This window comes from Halorubrum ruber, from assembly GCF_018228765.1.
GTDB lineage: Archaea > Halobacteriota > Halobacteria > Halobacteriales > Haloferacaceae > Halorubrum > Halorubrum ruber.
Genome location: NZ_CP073695.1, coordinates 2,982,279 through 2,998,607, shown reverse-complemented (window position 1 = coordinate 2,998,607; position 16,329 = coordinate 2,982,279). Strand labels below are relative to the sequence as shown.

The following is a 16,329-nucleotide window of genomic DNA, read 5'->3' as shown; positions in this document are numbered from 1 at the left end:
TGATCGGTTTGGATTGGGCGCTCGGGCGATTAAGCCCGTCGCTATGCGAGATCGGCCCGAGTGCTACCGGGTCTCGGCCGCCCCCGCCCGGCCCGTTTCGCGCTCAGTCGGCGAGGGGAAGTTCGACGACGAACACGCTCCCGGTCGGCTCGTTGTCCTCGATCCACACGTCGCCGTCGTACCTGTTGACGAGCGTCTTGACGAGGTACAGGCCGATCCCGGTTCCGCCGCTCTCCAGTCCCTTCTCGCCCTCCTGAAAGATCTGCTCTTTGTGATCGTCCGGGATTCCGGGCCCGTTGTCGGCGATCGAGACGCACACCGCGTCGTCCGACAAACTGGTCGAAACCGTGATCTCGGCCACCTGCTTGTCGTTGTGGACGACCGCGTTCGTCAGCAGGTTCCGGAACACCCCCTCCAGCAGGCCGTCGGCCAACACCGTCACGTCCGGGATCGATCCGTTCACCGTGACCGTCGCGCGGTCTTTCTCGGATCGGACCCGTTCGATCTGCTGGTTGAGTTCGGTGCGGAGATCGACCGGCTCCTGGTCGGTGCCGACCTGTAGCAACACGTCCGTGACGTCCCTGGCGGTCTCCGTGATGTCGGCCGCCTGCTTCGCCGCCCCGATGACCGTCCGCGCGTACGTCCGGCTCTGGTCGTCCGGCAGCGAGTCCTCGAGCAGTTCGGTGTACGACTGGACGACCATCAGCTGGTTCCGGATGTCGTGGCGCACGACTTGGTTGAGCAGCATGAGGGTGTCCCGCTGCTCTTCGAGCGTCTGCTCGTACCGCTTGAGGTCAGTCACGTCGCGGGCGTATCCCAACACGGCGTCTTCGCCCGTTTCGGCGATCTGGTAGGGGATCTTCGTCGTCTGGAGGATGCGCGTCTCTCCGGCCGCCGTGGTTAGCGTCTCCTCGCCGACGTTCTTCGGTTCGCCCGACTCGATCACCTCCAAGTCGTCCTGTCGGAACGCGTCGGAGTCGTCGGCGTCCGGAATGATCTCTCCCTCGGACCGCCCCTCGACCTCCTCGGGCGACAGCCCGTACGCCGCCGCGGTCGCCTCGTTCGCCAGGAGGTACTCGCCATCGCGGTTCTTCACGAACACGAGGTCCGGCACGAGGTCGATGACCGTCCGCAGCTCCTCGCGCGTCGACTCGAGGGCCATCTCGTACCGCTTCCGCTCGGTGATGTCTTGAAACAGTCCGAGCGCCCCGACGACCTCCCCCGCGTCGTCGAACTGCGGATCGCCGATCGCCCTGACCCACCGGGTTCGTCCGGTCGCCGTGACGATCCGCAGTTCGAGGTCGTACGACTCGCCCTCCTCCGTCAGCCGCTCGAACGCCCGTTCGATCGCGTCCCGGTCGTCCGGGTGATAGAACTCTATTCCGTCTTCCAGTTCGACCGTCTCGTCGGTCGGCACCTCGTGGATCCGGTACACCTCGTCGCTCCACGTGAGCGACTCGTCGACCAGGTCGACCTCCCACCAGCCGATCGACGCGCTCTCTTGGGTCCGCTCGATGAGGGTTCGCGTCCGCTCCAGCTCCGCCTCTCGGCGCTTCTGCTCGTGGACGTCGAGGTGGATGCCGACCGCGCGGACCGGCTCCCCGTCGCCGTCCCGCTCGACGACCTTTCCGATGTCGCGGATCCACTTCCACTCGCCCGCTGCGGTTCGCATCCGGTGTTCCGTGTCGTAGTACTCCGTCTCGCCCGCCATGTGTTCAGACAGGGCGTCTTCGACCGCCGCGAGGTCGTCGGGGTGGACGCGCCGCTCCCACGCGTCGAGGCGCGGTTCGATCTCGTCGGGCGAGTGGCCCAGCATCGCCGCCCACTGGTCGTTGAACTCGACCTCGTCCGTGGTCATGTCCCAGTCCCAGACCCCGATCTGCGCCCCCTCGACCGCGAGTTCGAGCCGGTCTTTGATCCGTTGGACCGTTCGCTCCCGCTCCTTCTGTTCCGTCACGTCGCGGGCGACGCCGACGACCCGCGTCACCGACCCGTCCTCGACGACCGGGCTCAGCCGCGTCTGCCACTCCTTCGGCCCCTCCGGCAGCGCGAGCGCCTCCTCGTACTCGATCGTCTCGCGAGCCTCGACGCAGCGGCGGTAGTTCTCTGCGACCGACGCCCCCTGCTCGTCGCCCAGCAGTTCCCGCGGCGTCTTGCCGCGGATCTCTTCCAGCGAAATTCCGGTGAGTCGCTGGTGCGACGCGTTCGTCCGCCGGAAGCGAAAAGTGTACCCCTCGTCTCGGTCTTCGACGTCGATCAGAAAGACGGCGTCTTCCATCTCACAGAAGACCGTCTCGTAGACGCTCCTGTCTTCGTTCCCGACCGCGAGATCGGGCCCGGACTCGGAGGGCGGTCCCTTTCGATTCTCCATGCGTCATAGTTAGACAGCCGATATATAATCGATTCCGATCCGGGGGTCTCGCCCCCGCTACGTCACGCCCCCCTCGTTCGTCGCGTACTTCTCGTGCGCGCCGCTGTCGAGGATCGCCTCGATCTCGTCGACGACTTCCAGCACGTCGGCAAAGGAGGTGTACGGCGCGGCGGGACAGACGCGGACCACGTTGGGCGGGCGGAAGTCGACGACGACGCCCCGGTCTTTGAGCGCCTCGCTCAGCCGCTCCGCGTCCGGGTGTTCGAGTGCGACGTGGCCGCCACGGGACGCGTGATCGCGGGGGGTCCCGACAGCGACCTCGGGGAGCCGGTCGTCGACGAGCGCGATGAGGAAGTCCGTGAGCGCGAGCGACTTCTCGCGCAGGCGCTCGATTCCGGCCTCGCGGAGGAGTTCGACGGACCCCTCCAGCGGCGCGGCCGAGAGCAGCGGCGGCGTGCCGATCTGCCACGCGCCCGCGGAGTCGGCCGGCGTGTAGGTCATGTTCATCTCGAACTGCGTCGCCTTCTCGTGGCCCCACCAGCCCGCCAGCGCGGGCGTGAGCCCGTGGTGCCGCTCCGCGACGAACAGCGCGCCGATCGACCCGGGGCCGGCGTTGAGGTACTTGTACGTGCACCAGACCGCGAAGTCGACGCCCGCCTCGTCGAACTCGTGCGGGACGGCGCCCGCGGAGTGGGCCGCGTCGAAGCCGGCGTACGCGCCCGCCTCGTGGGCGGCCGCCGCGATCCGCTCGACGTCGAACAGCTGGCCCGAGCGGTACAGCGCGGTCGGCATCCAGACGATCCCGATATCGTCGTGGGCCGCCAGCGCGGCCTCGACGTCGCGGGGGTCGATCGTGCGCCCGTCGCGGCTCGGAACGACGCGGAGCTTCTCGTCGGGGTCGATCCCGCGCTGACGGAGCTGCGCCCGGATCGCGTAGTGGTCTGAGGGGAAGTCGAGCTCGTTGACGAGGACGGCGGGGTCGGTGTCGGGGTCGCCGCTCGGCGCCCACTCGCCGTCCGCGGCCGCGAACCCCTCCCGCTCCGGCCCGTTCCCGGCCAACAACTCGTCGAGGAAGGTGCCGACGAGCGTGTGGATGTTCACCGTGATCGAGTTGCCGACGACGACTTCGTCGGACTCGGCACCCACCAGCGGCGCGAGCGCGTCGCCGAGCCGCTCGGCGACCTCGAACCACGGCGGCTCGGCGTCGGTCCACCCCGAGATCAGCAGGTCGCGCCACTCGTCGACCACGCGGTCGAGGCTCGCGAGGGCGGTGTCGCTCGCGGGGCCGAGCGAGTTGCCGTCCATGTAGAGGGCGTCGTCCGGAACGTGGTACCGGTCCGCGAACTCCGAGAGCGGGTCGGCGTCGTCGAGGCGCGCGGCGAGGACCGCGGGGTCGGAACTCTCCTCGTCGCCGAGCCCCTCGCCCGCGAGCGCGTCCCGCGCGGGGGAGTACGGGTCGTCCATACACGAGGGCGCCGCGCCGGCGACTAAGCGTTTCCGGGGCCGGGCGGCGGTTAAAAGAGCCGACCGAGCGTTACTCGACGATGTCGATGGCGGGGCGGCCCGGCTCCGCCTTGCTGACGACGCTCTCGTCGGCGTCGGCGGCGCGCTCGACGCGGACCGGCGCGTCGAACTCACGCTCTATCAGCCACGCGGCCGCCCGCAGGGCGTCGTACTCGGCATCGCCGCCGAGGGTCTCCTGTAACGCTTCGCGGTTCGCCTGGAGGTCTTGCCCGTACGACGCGGCGGCGTCGCCCTGCTCGCGGATGTGGCTCTCGCCCATCAGCTCGGAGATGAGGTTGTCTGCGTCGCTATCGATCGCGATCGACAGCGCGTCGTACTTCCAGTCGGGCGCGACGACCACGTCGATCCGCTCGGGGTCGTCGATGCCGGCGACGTCGACGATGTCGCGCACGTCCTCGCGGGTGTTCGCGACCAGTCGGCGCCGGCGCTCGACGGTGTCGCGGTCGACGCTCGCCGTCGGCCAGTCGGCCTCGGCGACGAACCCGTCGCGGCCGAGCGTCTCCCACAGCTCCTCGGCGAGGTGCGGCGCGACCGGCGCGAGCAGGCGCACCGCGACGTCGACCCCGCGCTCGAAGACGGCCGGGTGCGGCTCGGCGTACTCGCGGTAGCTCCGGAGCGTCCCCACGAGGTCCTGCGCCTCGCGGAGCGCGACGTTGAAGGTGAGGTCGTCGTACTCCGCGCCCGCGATGGCGACCGCGGCGTCCGTCTCGTCTGCCACGTAGTCGTCGATCTCGTCGCGGTCGGCCGCCTCGGCGTCGCCGTCGCCGGCGGTCGCCACGTCGCCCGCCGCGTACGCCTCGACGAGGTCGTTGAGGCGGGTCAGGAACCGGTGGGTTGACCTGACGCCCTCCTCGGACCAGTCGAAGTCGCGCTCGGGCTGGGCGGCCTGCATCATGAACAGCCGCGCCGTGTCGGCGCCGTACTCGTCGACGATGCGCTGCGGCGAGACGACGTTCCCCTTCGATTTGGACATCTTCTCGCCCTCCAGCTGGACCATCCCCTGCGCCAGCAGGTTCGTGAACGGCTCGCGGTGCTCTAACTCCTCCTCGTCGGCCAGTACCTTCGTGAAGAACCGGGAGTACAGCAGGTGCATCACGGCGTGCTCGATGCCGCCGACGTACTGGTCGACCGGCATCCAGTCGTTCGCGCGGTCGAGGTCGAACGGGGCCTCTTCCATGTCCGGCGAGACGTACCGCAGGAAGTACCACGAGGAGTCGACGAACGTGTCCATCGTGTCGGTCTCGCGGGTCGCGGGCCCGCCGCACTCCGGACAGGTCGTCTCCTGCCACTCGTCGGCGGCGTCCAGCGGGTTCCCCGTCGTGTTGATGAACGCCGGCAGCTCGACGGGCAGGTCCTCGTCGGGCACCGGCACGGCGCCGCAGTCGTCGCAGTGGACCATCGGGATCGGCGTCCCCCAGTAGCGCTGCCGGGAGATCCCCCAGTCGCGCAGCTGGTACTGGGTGCTCTCCGCCGCGCTCTCGATGTCTTCGGTGAGTCGCTCGCGGGCCGTCTCGCTGTCAAGGCCGCTGTACTCGCCGGAGTTAATGAGGACTCCGTCGTCGGTGAACGCCGCCTCCCTCACGTCGGGGGGCTCCGGGACCGTTTCGCCGTCCCAATCGTCCGGTTCCGGTGCGACGACGGGCTCGATGTCGACACCCATCTTCTCCGCGAACGCGTGGTCCCGCTCGTCGTGGCCGGGCACCGCCATCAGCGCGCCGGTCCCCACGTCCGAGAGGACGAAGTCGGCGACGAAGACGGGGATCTCCTCGCCCGTGGCGGGGTTGGTGGCGGTGAGGTCGGTCGCGACGCCGTTCGGCTCGTCGCCCTCGGGATCGGCTTCCTCCTCGATGAACCGCCGAACGTCGTCGTCCTCGGCGGCCAGCTCCTCGCTTATCGGATGGTCCGGCGCGAGCGCGAAGAACGTCGCCCCGTGGACGGTGTCGATCCGGGTCGTGAACGCGGTGACGGGTCCGTACTCCCGCGGCTCGGTCCCCTCGCCGCGTCCGTCCGAGGCGCTCCGCGCCTCGCCGATCTCGAAGTCGACTTCGCTGCCGTGCTGTCGCCCGATCCAGTTGCGCTGCATCTGTCGGACCGAGTTCGGCCACCCCTCCAGCTCGTCGATGGCCTCCAGCAGCTCGTCGGCGTACTCGGTTATCTTCAGGAACCACTGGTCGAGCTCGCGGGTCTCGACGGGGGTGTCACAGCGCCAGCACAGCTCCGCGTCGCCCTCGACCTGCTCGTCGGCGAGGACGGTCTCGCAGGAGGGACACCAGTTCACCTCGGCGTCGCGGCGCTCCACGAGGCCGGCCTCGTGGAAGCGGCGGAACAGCCACTGGTTCCACCGGTAGTACTCGGGGGTACAGGTGGTGACCTCGCGGTCCCAGTCGTAGCCGAACCCCATCGACTTCATCTGCCCTTTCATCGTGTCGATGCAGTCGAACGTCCAGTCGCGGGGGTTGGTGTCGCGCTCCTTTGCGGCGTTCTCGGCCGGCAGCCCGAACGCGTCCCACCCCATCGGGTGGAGCACGTCGTCGCCGCGCATCCGCCGGTAGCGGGCGTACGCGTCCGTGATGGTGTAGTTGCGGACGTGGCCCATGTGGAGCTTCCCGGACGGGTACGGGTACATCCCGAGGACGTACGTCGGGTCCGAGGCCTCGTCCGGGACGTGGTAGACGTCAGCGTCGTCCCACGCCTCCTGCCAGCGTTCCTCGACCGTCGCGTGGTCGTATCCCTCCTGAGACATCTGCTTATATATCCGTGGTCGGCTCGGCGTCGTATAGCTTTCCATCCAGTGGTGGGCCGTGACACGCGGCCCCGCGGGCCGTAACGGCGTCGAGCCCGCTGTCGCCTACAGCTTCTCGGAGTTCCGCGCCTGCTCGACGCGCTTGGTCGCCTGTTCGATCCGCTTTCCGGTCGCGTTCGCGAGCCCGGGCGGGAGCCCGGCCCGCGCGGCCGCGAGCCGCTCTTCGATCCGCGCGATCCGGTCGAGCACGTTCGCCAGCTGTCGATTCGTGCCCTCGCGGTCGCCCTCGCGGGCGCGCTCCTCGGCCCGCTCCGCTTGGTCGACCGCGGCGGCCAGCGCCCGTTCGAGCCCGTTGACCGCGTTCGACGGCCCGCCGCCGGAGCCGCCTCCGCCGCCCGCCCCGCTTCCGCCGCCGGAGTCGTCGTCATCGTCGCCGTCGTCGCTCCCGTCGCCGTCGTCCTCCGCCGCTGCGGCCGCGACCGCTGCGCGCGTCTCCTCGGCCACGTCGGCGACGTAGCCGGCGAGCGGGGCCGCGCCCGTCTCGGGGCGCTCGATCCGGATCGGGTCCTCGGTCTCGCCGGAGTCGTCTCCGTCGTCGCTGCCGGAGGCCGCCGGGTCCGGGTTGACGCGGTACGCGCCGACCTCGTCGTCGGCGTCGCGGACCTCGGTCGTGTACGCGCCCCCGGCGTGGACGTAGACCGCGTCGCTGCCGTCGATCGCGGAGTCGTAGATCCGCCCGGCGAAGTCGTCCTCGACCGCGGTCCGGGTCAGGTCGACGTCGCTCTCCGCGTCCGACAGCTCCACCTTCCGCGCGTTCTCGCGGGCGACGAGCGGGATCTCGCCGTCGGCGCCGGCGGCCGTCACCGGCTCGTCCGCCGAGACGGTCAGGGTCTCGCTGTGTGGGGTCCGCCCGGCGCCGTTCACCGTGAGCCGGTGGTCCCCCTCGGGGACGCCGTTCGCGACGGCGACGCCGCCGGCGAACGTCGGGACCGCCTCGGGGTCGCTCTCGATCAGGACGAACGACTCGACGCCCGCGTCGGTCGTCGTCAGCCCCTCGCCGTCGGGCGCCTCGTCGCTCTCGGTCGCCTGCGTGACGCGCGCGACGACGGCGTCGAGCGACTCGGCGGCGCCGTCGCCGAACGACGGGTCCTCGGCGATCGCGTCGTACCGGGCCGCCAGCTCGGATCGGTGGTTCCCGGCGGTGACGTCGAGCGCGGGGTTCTCGTAGCGGGGCTGCTCCCACGGGACGCCGGTGGTCGTGATGTGGCTCGCGACGGCGTCCTCGACCGCCTGTGGGACCGCGAACTCGAAGCTGAGCTGCGGGCCGGTGAACGCCGAGATCTCCTCTAACTCGGCGCTCTCGACGAGGTCGTACTCGACGACCTCGTCCGCGGTCTCGTCCGCGATCGGGTCCTCCCGGTCGCCGTACCGGTAGGCGATCCCGGTCTCCCGGAGCGGGAGGTCGGTCGGCGGCGACCGCAGCGCGTCGAGCGAGCGGATCGTGAGGGCGCCGTCGACCAGCGACTCCTCGGTGACCGAGGGGAGGTCGGGGTGGTCGTAGATCGGTTCGCCCTCGTACTCGGGGACGACGAAGGGGAGCCGGGCGCCCTCGTCGCGCGGGAGCCCGTAGGCGATCGGGATCCCGAGGAGGTCCTCGACCGTGTCGATCGTCGTGTTCGTGATGTCGGCGAGGAGCCCCTCCTCGCCGACGCGCTGGAAGGTGTCCGCCTGTTCGTTGACCGAGAGCGTGCTGGAGTGGGAGCCGAGTTCGGGTAAGATCCGCGGGACGACGTCCGGGTCCGGATCGAGGAACTCGTTGTTCGGGACGCTCCGGGAGTGGGAGCTGGCGACGTACAGCTGGGGGTCGCCCGTGTCGAGGTCGACGAAGACGTGGAGCACCTCCCAGTCGTGCCAGTGGAAGTTCGCGGTGAACTGGTCGAACGCCGAGTAGAACCAGAACTGGACGACCGCGAGCGGGGAGTCCTCGTAGCGCATCCCGTTGTAGAACACCGTCGGGTTCGGCGGCTCGCCCGCCTCGTCGTACCGCTCGTGGTAGCCGTCGAACGCCTCGAAGCCGTCGACGACCGTCTCGCCGTCCTCCTCGACCGTGTACGGGCGCGGATCCGTCGGGAACCACGGCTCGGCGGCGTCGAAGTACAGCGTCGGCGCGAACCGCGCCGCGAGCTCGTCGAGCCGGTCCGGGTCGAGGTCGCTCGTCGCGGCGTCGTCCGGTTTTGAGCCGGAGCAGCCGGCGACCGCGGCGCTCCCGGCGCCCGCGAGCGCGCCCAGGACGGTCCGGCGGTCGACGCGAGTCCGACGGTCGACGCGGTTCGCGCTCGCTCCGTCGAACGCGTCGTCCGGATCGGTCTCGTTCTCGCCGTCGCGCTTGTCGGGTGCCCGATCCATCCTCTGTGGCGATGAGAGCCGGAGGAATAACCCTTCTGCCGCCTGCGCGCCGTTCGATCCGCTCGTCTGTCACGTCTCATAGCGGGAGTGAGTATCGCAGATCGGCGGCCGCAGTGTGGTATTTAAATAGACGTGAGCGACGGCTACGATCGCTTATAAATCGCAGGCGGTGGCGCGCCTGCGAGCGGCCGCCACCGGCGGCCGCGAGCCAGCCCGCGAGGGACGCGGTGAGCGCTCAGAGAGCGCGAACCGCGAGGCTGGGGAGGTGTGAGGCTCCGGTGCTGAGCGGTGCGGGAGGGACTCAAAGGGGCAGTCGCGAGGCGGCCGCAGGCGACGTAAGCACCGCAACGAGGGAGCGGTAGCGACCGAGTGAGGAGCACAGCGAGCGTGCGCCCGCCTCGCGACTGGGGCTTTGGAGATCGCCATCTCAGCAGCGTCGATCATTTATAAACAGCCGACAGCAACACCGCTATCCGCGTCATAAATGGCCTCACCCGCGACGTACTACACCCACTCCCAAAATCGGTCAAAGCGGCCCCTGTAGCGACCGATCGTTCTGACGACGACCGCTCCCGAATCGGGTCGCGGCGGATCCGGGGAGAAGGTATTTGCGGCCGGCAGCCCGACTCGGGGGCATGGACGGGAAGCAGGCCCTCTACTACGCGGCGATCGCGATCGCGGTGTTGATCGGGGTCAGCATCGTCGTGAGCGTGGTTTCGGCGATCCTGGGGCTCGTGTCGGCGATCGTCTCCGGGATCGTCTCCCTGGCAGTCCTCGCCGGAATCGTCTACGTCGCTTATAAAGCCGGCTCGTGGCTCCTCGGTGACGACGGGGGCTCGACGGGTTCCGGTTCGCTCGACTCGATCGGGTCGTCGTCGACCTCGGCCGACACCGGGACCAGCCGACAGGACCGACTCCGCCAGCAGTACGTCGAGGGGCAGATCAGCGAGGCGGAGTTCGAGCGCCGCATCGGCGAGGAGCTGGAGACCGAGGAGGTCGACGACATCGACCGCGAACTCGAACGCGAGCGCTGAGGGAGTTTAAAAACGGTCCCGAAGCTCCTCGCGGAGGTCGTCGACGTCGAGGTCCTTCATCGCGAATAACACGAGCAGATGGTAGACGAGGTCGGCGCTCTCGTAGGTGAGCTCCTCGCGGTCGTCGTCCTTCGCCGCGAGGATCGCCTCCGTCGTCTCCTCGCCGATCTTCTCTAAGACGGCGTTCTCGCCCTTCTCGTGGGTGAAGAGGGAGGCCGTGTACGACCCCTCCGGGAGCTCTTCCTTCCGCGATTCGATGGTGGCGAACAGCTCGTCGAGGACGGCCTCGGACGGGATGTTCGGGTCCTCGTCGGGTTCGAGACCCGGACCGTCGCCCTCAGTCGGCTCGCTCACGCGACCACCTCCCGCTCGGGGAAGAAGGCGAGGTCGTGGATCCGCGGGTCGTCGGTGAGCTCCGGGTGGAACGCGGTGGCGACGACCGGGCCGTCACGCACCGCGACCGGACGCCCGTCGACCGTCGCGAGCGTCTCCACGCCCGCGCCCACGTCGTCGATGGCGGGCGCGCGGATGAACACGGCGTGGAAGGGGTCGTCGAGCCCGGCGACCGGGACCTTCGCCTCGAAGGAGTCCTTCTGTCGCCCGAACGCGTTGCGGTCGACGGAGACGTCGACCAGCCCCAGCGGCTCGACCCGCTCGTCCTTCGCGTCGGTCGAGCAGACGATGAGCCCGGCACAGGTCGCGAGGACGGGCTTTCCGCTCGCGGCGTGTGCCTCGATCTCGGGGGCGATCCCCTCGCGGTGGATCAGCCGCGAGATGGTGGTCGACTCCCCGCCCGGCATGAGGAGGACGTCGCAGTCGGGGACGATCCCCGCGTCCCGGACCTCGACGACCTCGGCGGACTCGTCGTGGGCGGCCGCGGCGTTGCGGACGGCGGCGGCGTGTTCGGCCACGTCGCCCTGAACGGCGATGACGCCTGCTTTCATACGGATCGGTGGGGCGGGCGCGTGGAAAAAGGGCGCGCTACGCGGTCGGTCGGGTCACGGCCGATGCGTCGCTAAAAGGGCGGTTGCGCGTCGGCAAAACGAGGGCGGCGCGTCGAGCGCCTACGCGACGGTCAGCGACAGAATCTGGACGAACACGCCGAAGAGGACGCAGAACGCGACGACCGTCTTGGGGTCGATCGCGATGGCGTTCCGGTCCTCGTTCTCGAAGTAGCGGACCAGTCCCGCGCTGGACATCAGCCCGCCGGAGTTGGAGCCACTCATGTCCGGTTCTGGGCGGCGACGGGTTCTAAACGTTTCGTTCGCCGCTCGCGCGTAACGACCGCCTTTGACGCGCCGTTGGTGGACCGCGATGACCGCGCGCACACACGAGTGGGAAACCCTTATGCGCGGGCCGGCGATAGTTGACGCCGACTATGACCGTTCGACTGCTGGATTTCCACGCCGAGTGGTGCGGCCCGTGTAAGACCCAAGACCCCATCCTGGAGGAGATTCAGGAGGACCTCGGCGACGCGTTCGAGCTCCAGAAGGTCGACGTCGACGAGGAGCAGGACGTCGCGAACCAGTACCAGGTCCGCTCGCTCCCGACGCTCATCGTCGAGAACGACGACGGCGTCGTCGACCGCTTCGTCGGCGTCACGCAGCGCGAGGACATCGAGGCCGCCCTCTCAGAAGCGGGCGCCTAAAGCGGACGCCTGACGCGAGCTCTCGCTCGCACCCGTTCTTCCCGCGGCCGCCGCGGCGTCTCGCAACCTTTTACAGCACCGCCCGTCCAGTAGTCGTATGGCCAGTTTCGACGCCGCCGAACGTCGCATGCTCGACCGACAGATCTGTATGCGCTGTAACGCCCGCAACGCCTCCGAGGCCGAGCGCTGCCGCAAGTGCGGCTACACCAACCTCCGCCCGAAGGCGACCGAGCGCCGCGCCGCGTAATCCGGTCGGCTTCGGGGCCGGGTTCGGCCCTTCTCGCGAATTCTCTCTTTGCCGGCCAGCCGCGCGTGTGGCTCGCTTCGACGGCCAGCCGCGCGTGGGCCTCACGCCTCCCCAGCCTCGTCGCTCGCGCTTAAAAGCGCTCGCGACTCCCTCGCGCGTGCGACTCGCGCCCTGCGGGCGCTCATCGGCACGCGCCGACGTGGGCGGTCGGTCTCGCCGTCGTCCGCTTTTAAAAAGAGCTCCCGCTCACTCGTCGGGATACTTCGGCTCGCGGCGCTCGGCGCGCTCCGTCGCGCGCTCGATCACCTCGCGGACGGTGTCCGGCCCGTCGGCGGCGCGGTAGACGTCGCCGTGGCCGGGGAACATGGCTTCCCTGGTGTCAGGCATGCGGTCGAGAATCTCGTGAAGGCTCTCGATCAGGCGCTCGCGCGACTGGCCGGCCATGTCGGTGCGGCCGAACGAGCCGTCGTCGAAGGCACCGTCGTTGTAGACGACGACGTCGCCGGAGTAGAGCCGCTCCTCGCCGACGAGCGAGACGTGGTCGTCGGCGTGCCCCGGCGTGTGGACGACCTCGCAGGCCTCGCTGCCAACGAGTATCTCGTCGCCGTCTTCGAGCGCGACGTCGCGGCGCGGATGGTCGGCGTACGCGAACACTCGGGGGTCGAAGCGGTCGACCACGGCGTCGAGCTCGCCCACGTGGTCGTGGTGCTGGTGGGTCACGACGAGGCGGTCAAGGCCGTCGACGCCGGCGTCGTCGAGCGCGTCGGCGATGACCTCGTCCACGCCGGGCATCGTTCCCGCGTCGACGAGCGTCGTCGCGTCCCCGACGACGAGGTACGCGTTGCAGGTGAACTCCTCCGCGTCCGCGGTGACGGTGATCGGCTCCATGCCCGTACTCGCTCGCGGAGCGACAAAAGGGTACAGCCGCGGTCGCGCCTGCGCCCGCCCGGCTCTCGGCGGCGCTCGGACCCGGTGGCGGCCGTGGATTTATCAGTCGCGCCCTGTTAGTCACACACACATATGGGCTTCGGCAGCTACGACGAGTCCGAACAGGAGAATCAGGACCTGGACGCGGACTTCGACGACGACGACGGTGTCCGGGCTGCCCAGGAAACCCACCAGGGGTCCGTCGACTACGAGCCCGGCGCCTCGAACGACGAGCTTCTCGACCGGCTCCAAGAGATCAAGTCCGAGGACGCGTGAGTGACGCCGCCGAGCCGCACGCTCGGCATCGCCTTCTCTGACGCCCGCGACGCGAGCCACGCGGCCGGCGTCGTCATCCGCGCCGACGGGACGCCGGACGGCTTCGCGTTCGCGACCTGTACCGTCGGCGGGACCGACGCCACCGACGCCGTTATCGACTGCTGGCGCGCGCTCGACCGCGAGGACGTCCGCCACGTCGCCTGCGCGGGCGTCGCGCCGGCGTGGTTCAACCTCCTCGACCTCGACCGGCTCCGCGAGGCGCTCGACCGCCCGGTCTACGCCGTGAGCTACGAGGCGAGCCCCGGGCTCGAACCGGCCCTGCGCGACGCGTTCGACGGCGACGCGCTCGCCGACCGTCTCGCGACGTACCGGTCGCTGCCGCCGCGGGTTCCGGTCGACGCCGCGGACGACGACGCGCCGGACTCCGACGACCCCCGCTTCGTCCGCGCGGTCGGCGTCGATTCCGACGAGGCGGCCGCGGCGATCCGAGGGCTCACCCGCGACGGCGAGCGGCGCTGCGAGCCGCTCCGGATCGCAGGGCTCGCCGCGAGCGCGCACCGCGAGGCGGCGACCGAGTGACGCGTCCGCGGGGTTCGGCCGGCGGACGCGCTCGGACCGACCGACGCTACTTAGACGACCGCGCCCGCAACGCCTGTATGAGCGAACACGGCGGCGACGGCGCCGCGCTCGACGAGGACCTGTGCGTTCCCGGCTGCGAGCGCTGCCCGGAACTGGTCGCGTCGCGGAGCCGGATCGTCGACGGGGTCGGCCCCACCGACGCGGACCTGCTGTTCGTCGGCGAGGGGCCGGGCGCCACCGAGGACGAGGAGGGCGAGCCGTTCGTCGGGCGCTCGGGCGACGTGCTCGACGAGGCCCTGCGGGACGCGGGGCTCGCCCGCGCCGACGTGCGGATCACGAACTGCGTGCGGTGCCGGCCCCCCGACAACCGCGACCCGACGACCGAGGAGCTGGCGAACTGTCGCGGCTACCTCGAAACGGAGATCGACCGGCTCAACCCCGAGCTGATCGTGACGCTCGGGAAAGTCCCGAGCGAACACCTCCTCGACCGCTCGGTGGCGATCACTTCCGAGTCGGGCGACGTGGTCGACGCGCGGATCGCGGGCGAGTCGCGGCGCGTCCTCCTCTCTGTCCACCCGGCGGCGACGCTGTACGACCGGAGCCAGCGCGACGGCTTCTTCGAGACGATCGCGCGGGCGGCCGAGCTGAGCGGCGTCGGAGAACGGAGCGGAGACGGCGGGGACGGCCAGTCGCGGCTCGGCGAGTTCTGAGCGGCGTCAGTCTCGGTCGGACCGGTCGCCGACGCCGAGCCACTTCTTCGCGTCGAACAGGCCGCGGATCGCTTCGATCAGCCCCTTCCCCTCGTGCTCGCCGGGCCGGAGCCGGGCGCGGATGCGCGAGGAGATCAGCTCGATGCCGAGGACGACGATGAACACCATGATCAGGCCGGCCGCGGTCTGCTGGAACTCGAAGAGGTCCTGGCTGTTCCGGATCATCAGCCCGAGGCCGCCGGCGCCGACGACGCCGAGCGAGATGGCGATCCGGGTGTTGATCTCCAAGATGTACAGCGTCCACGCGATGAAGGAGCGCGACACCTGACTCAGCATGCCGAAGCTCACGGTCTGGGTGCCAGACGCGCCCGTCGACCGGATCGCCTCGATCGGCCCCTCCTCGATCTCCTCGAGGTCGTCGGTGAACAGGCGGCCGAGGTTCCCGATGCTGTCGGTCGCGATCGCGAGGACCGCCGTCACCTGCCCCGGCGGGCCGATAGGGATGTACAGGAAGATCCAGACGATGGCGGGGATGGCGCGGATGCCGCTGAGGGTGCCCCGGAAGATGAAGTTGAAGGGGAACGGTGTGACGCGCTCGCTCCCGAGGACGCCGAGGACGAGCGCGAACGGGAAGGCGAACACGGTGCCCATGAAGCCGAGGAGGAGCGTCACGAGGCTCGCCTTCACCAGCGACTGCCGCTGCGACTGGAAGCTCTCAATGATGTGCGCGCCGCCGTCGCCGAAGCTCGCGGGGATCGCCTGTAACCCGGTGATCCCTTGGTCTTTGGTGTAGATCGTGAAGTTCTGGAAGTCCGGCGGGAAGAAGCCGGTCCTGATGAACTCGTACATCCCGGGGAGCCGCCCCGCGACGACGCTCGACTGAAAGCCGATGAAGCCGAGCCCCCAGTAGGTGACGCCGAGGACCGCGGCGAGCAGCACGCCCCACAGCAGGTACTTCAGTCGGCGGAGCCGTTCGAGCGTGCGGAACTGGTCGTCGATCGCCGAGTCGGACGGCGAGCTCACGCCCGCTCACCCCCGTCGGCGGCGGCGTCGGCCTCGCCGAGCTCGTCGCCGCTCGTTCCGGTCGGGACCGTCTTGCCGCCCTGGGGCTCGCCGTAGTAGATCCGGTCCATCTCGTCCATCGTGAGGTCGTCCGCGTCGCCGTCGAAGATCACTTCCCCGTCGCGGATGCCGAGGAACCGGTCCCCGAACTCGCGCGCGATGTTCACCTGGTGGAGGCTGGTGATCGTGGTGAGGTCCTGCTCGGTCGCCGCCTTCTTGAGATAGCGCATCACGTCGCGGGCGGCCTTCGGGTCGAGACTGGCGACCGGCTCGTCGGCGAGGACGATCTCGGGGTTCTGGACCAGCGCGCGGGCGATCCCGACGCGCTGTTTCTGGCCCCCGCTCATCGACTCGGCGCGCTGGCCGGCCTCGTCGAGGAGGCCGACCGTCTGGAGGGCCTCCAGGGCGGTCCGCTTGTCGACGTCGTCGTGCATCCCGAGGGCGCTCCGGAGGAGCCCGTTCCGGGAGAGCGCCCCCGACAGGGCGTTGCCGAACGCGGTCTTGCTCTCGATGAGGTAGTGTTCCTGGAACACCATTCCGACCCCGCTGCGGTTCCCTTGGAGCTCCTCGCCGCCGATGCGAACGGAGCCTTCGGTGGGCTGCGTGAGCCCGTTCAACACCCGAAGCATCGTCGACTTTCCGGCGCCGGAGGGACCGAGGAGAATGACAAACTCCCCCTCGTCGATGGTGAACGACACGTCGTCGAGGGCGACGGTGTCCTCGTCGTATATCTTGCTGACGTTTTCGAATTCGATCGTTGGCATGAGGTTTGACTTTGTCCGAGAACGGACCGATCGTATGA

At 69.6% G+C, this 16,329-nt stretch carries 16 protein-coding genes; 6 read left to right on the top strand and 10 right to left on the bottom strand.

Going from position 1 to position 16,329, the window contains the following annotated elements; genetic code table 11:
- Positions 1-103: 103 nt before the first annotated feature.
- From J7656_RS14770 to J7656_RS14755, 4 genes are all read right to left on the bottom strand, one after another.
- Positions 104-2,371 (bottom strand): PAS domain-containing sensor histidine kinase, encoded by a 2,268-nt coding sequence (locus J7656_RS14770; protein WP_017342009.1) that lies wholly within the window; start codon positions 2,369-2,371, stop codon positions 104-106.
- 57 nt (positions 2,372-2,428) lie between these two features.
- On the bottom strand, positions 2,429-3,835 hold the full coding sequence (kynU, locus tag J7656_RS14765) for a kynureninase (RefSeq protein WP_211553704.1): 1,407 nt from the start codon (positions 3,833-3,835) through the stop codon (positions 2,429-2,431).
- Positions 3,836-3,905: 70 nt separating this feature from the next.
- Positions 3,906-6,638, bottom strand: a complete 2,733-nt coding sequence (gene leuS / locus J7656_RS14760) for a leucine--tRNA ligase (RefSeq protein WP_211553703.1) — start codon at positions 6,636-6,638, stop codon at positions 3,906-3,908.
- A 105-nt stretch (positions 6,639-6,743) separates the two neighbouring features.
- Entirely contained in the window at positions 6,744-9,044 is a 2,301-nt protein-coding gene (locus J7656_RS14755; RefSeq protein WP_211553702.1) for a hypothetical protein, read from the bottom strand.
- A gap of 635 nt (positions 9,045-9,679) precedes the next feature.
- On the opposite strand from J7656_RS14755, the gene J7656_RS14750 reads away from it, so the two are divergent.
- A complete protein-coding gene (locus tag J7656_RS14750; protein WP_017342013.1) occupies positions 9,680-10,078 on the top strand; it encodes an SHOCT domain-containing protein in 399 nt (132 codons plus the stop codon).
- Between the two features lie 6 nt (positions 10,079-10,084).
- Here J7656_RS14750 and hisE read toward each other — a convergent pair whose 3' ends face one another.
- The 3 genes from hisE to J7656_RS14735 all read right to left on the bottom strand — a co-directional run bounded on the left by hisE (position 10,085) and on the right by J7656_RS14735 (position 11,304).
- Positions 10,085-10,432 (bottom strand): phosphoribosyl-ATP diphosphatase, encoded by a 348-nt coding sequence (gene hisE, locus J7656_RS14745; RefSeq protein WP_017342014.1) that lies wholly within the window; start codon positions 10,430-10,432, stop codon positions 10,085-10,087.
- Positions 10,429-11,022, bottom strand: coding sequence for a pyridoxal 5'-phosphate synthase glutaminase subunit PdxT (gene pdxT, locus J7656_RS14740; protein ID WP_017342015.1), 594 nt, complete (start codon positions 11,020-11,022; stop codon positions 10,429-10,431). Before pdxT ends, hisE begins: the two co-directional genes overlap by 4 nt.
- Positions 11,023-11,142: 120 nt before the next feature.
- Complete coding sequence (locus J7656_RS14735) at positions 11,143-11,304, bottom strand: preprotein translocase subunit Sec61beta (RefSeq protein WP_004598786.1); 162 nt, start codon at positions 11,302-11,304, stop codon at positions 11,143-11,145.
- Positions 11,305-11,456: 152 nt separating this feature from the next.
- On the opposite strand from J7656_RS14735, the gene J7656_RS14730 reads away from it, so the two are divergent.
- A complete protein-coding gene (locus J7656_RS14730) occupies positions 11,457-11,726 on the top strand; it encodes a thioredoxin family protein (protein WP_006111654.1) in 270 nt (89 codons plus the stop codon).
- A 97-nt stretch (positions 11,727-11,823) separates the two neighbouring features.
- The gene (locus J7656_RS14725; protein ID WP_017342016.1) at positions 11,824-11,973 is read left to right on the top strand and encodes a 50S ribosomal protein L40e; all 150 of its coding nucleotides are present in this window, start codon (positions 11,824-11,826) and stop codon (positions 11,971-11,973) included.
- A gap of 246 nt (positions 11,974-12,219) precedes the next feature.
- Here J7656_RS14725 and J7656_RS14720 read toward each other — a convergent pair whose 3' ends face one another.
- Positions 12,220-12,861, bottom strand: a complete 642-nt coding sequence (locus J7656_RS14720) for an MBL fold metallo-hydrolase (protein ID WP_017342017.1) — start codon at positions 12,859-12,861, stop codon at positions 12,220-12,222.
- A 132-nt stretch (positions 12,862-12,993) separates the two neighbouring features.
- Between J7656_RS14720 and J7656_RS14715 the strand changes: the two genes are divergently transcribed.
- From J7656_RS14715 to J7656_RS14705, 3 genes are all read left to right on the top strand, one after another.
- A complete protein-coding gene (locus tag J7656_RS14715; protein WP_007995123.1) occupies positions 12,994-13,176 on the top strand; it encodes a DUF5786 family protein in 183 nt (60 codons plus the stop codon).
- Positions 13,177-13,755 carry an endonuclease dU gene (locus tag J7656_RS14710; RefSeq protein ID WP_017342018.1) on the top strand — a complete coding sequence of 193 codons (579 nt, stop codon included), beginning with the start codon at positions 13,177-13,179 and terminating at the stop codon, positions 13,753-13,755. It begins immediately after the preceding gene.
- A 77-nt stretch (positions 13,756-13,832) separates the two neighbouring features.
- Positions 13,833-14,465 (top strand): uracil-DNA glycosylase, encoded by a 633-nt coding sequence (locus J7656_RS14705; RefSeq protein ID WP_017342019.1) that lies wholly within the window; start codon positions 13,833-13,835, stop codon positions 14,463-14,465.
- A gap of 6 nt (positions 14,466-14,471) precedes the next feature.
- Here the strand turns inward: J7656_RS14705 and J7656_RS14700 are convergent, their stop codons facing one another.
- Together J7656_RS14700 and phnC are read right to left on the bottom strand one after the other, a co-directional pair.
- The gene (locus tag J7656_RS14700) at positions 14,472-15,488 is read right to left on the bottom strand and encodes a PhnE/PtxC family ABC transporter permease (protein WP_211553701.1); all 1,017 of its coding nucleotides are present in this window, start codon (positions 15,486-15,488) and stop codon (positions 14,472-14,474) included.
- Positions 15,485-16,291 (bottom strand): phosphonate ABC transporter ATP-binding protein, encoded by an 807-nt coding sequence (phnC, locus tag J7656_RS14695; protein WP_017342021.1) that lies wholly within the window; start codon positions 16,289-16,291, stop codon positions 15,485-15,487. Before phnC ends, J7656_RS14700 begins: the two co-directional genes overlap by 4 nt.
- Positions 16,292-16,329 lie beyond the last annotated feature (38 nt).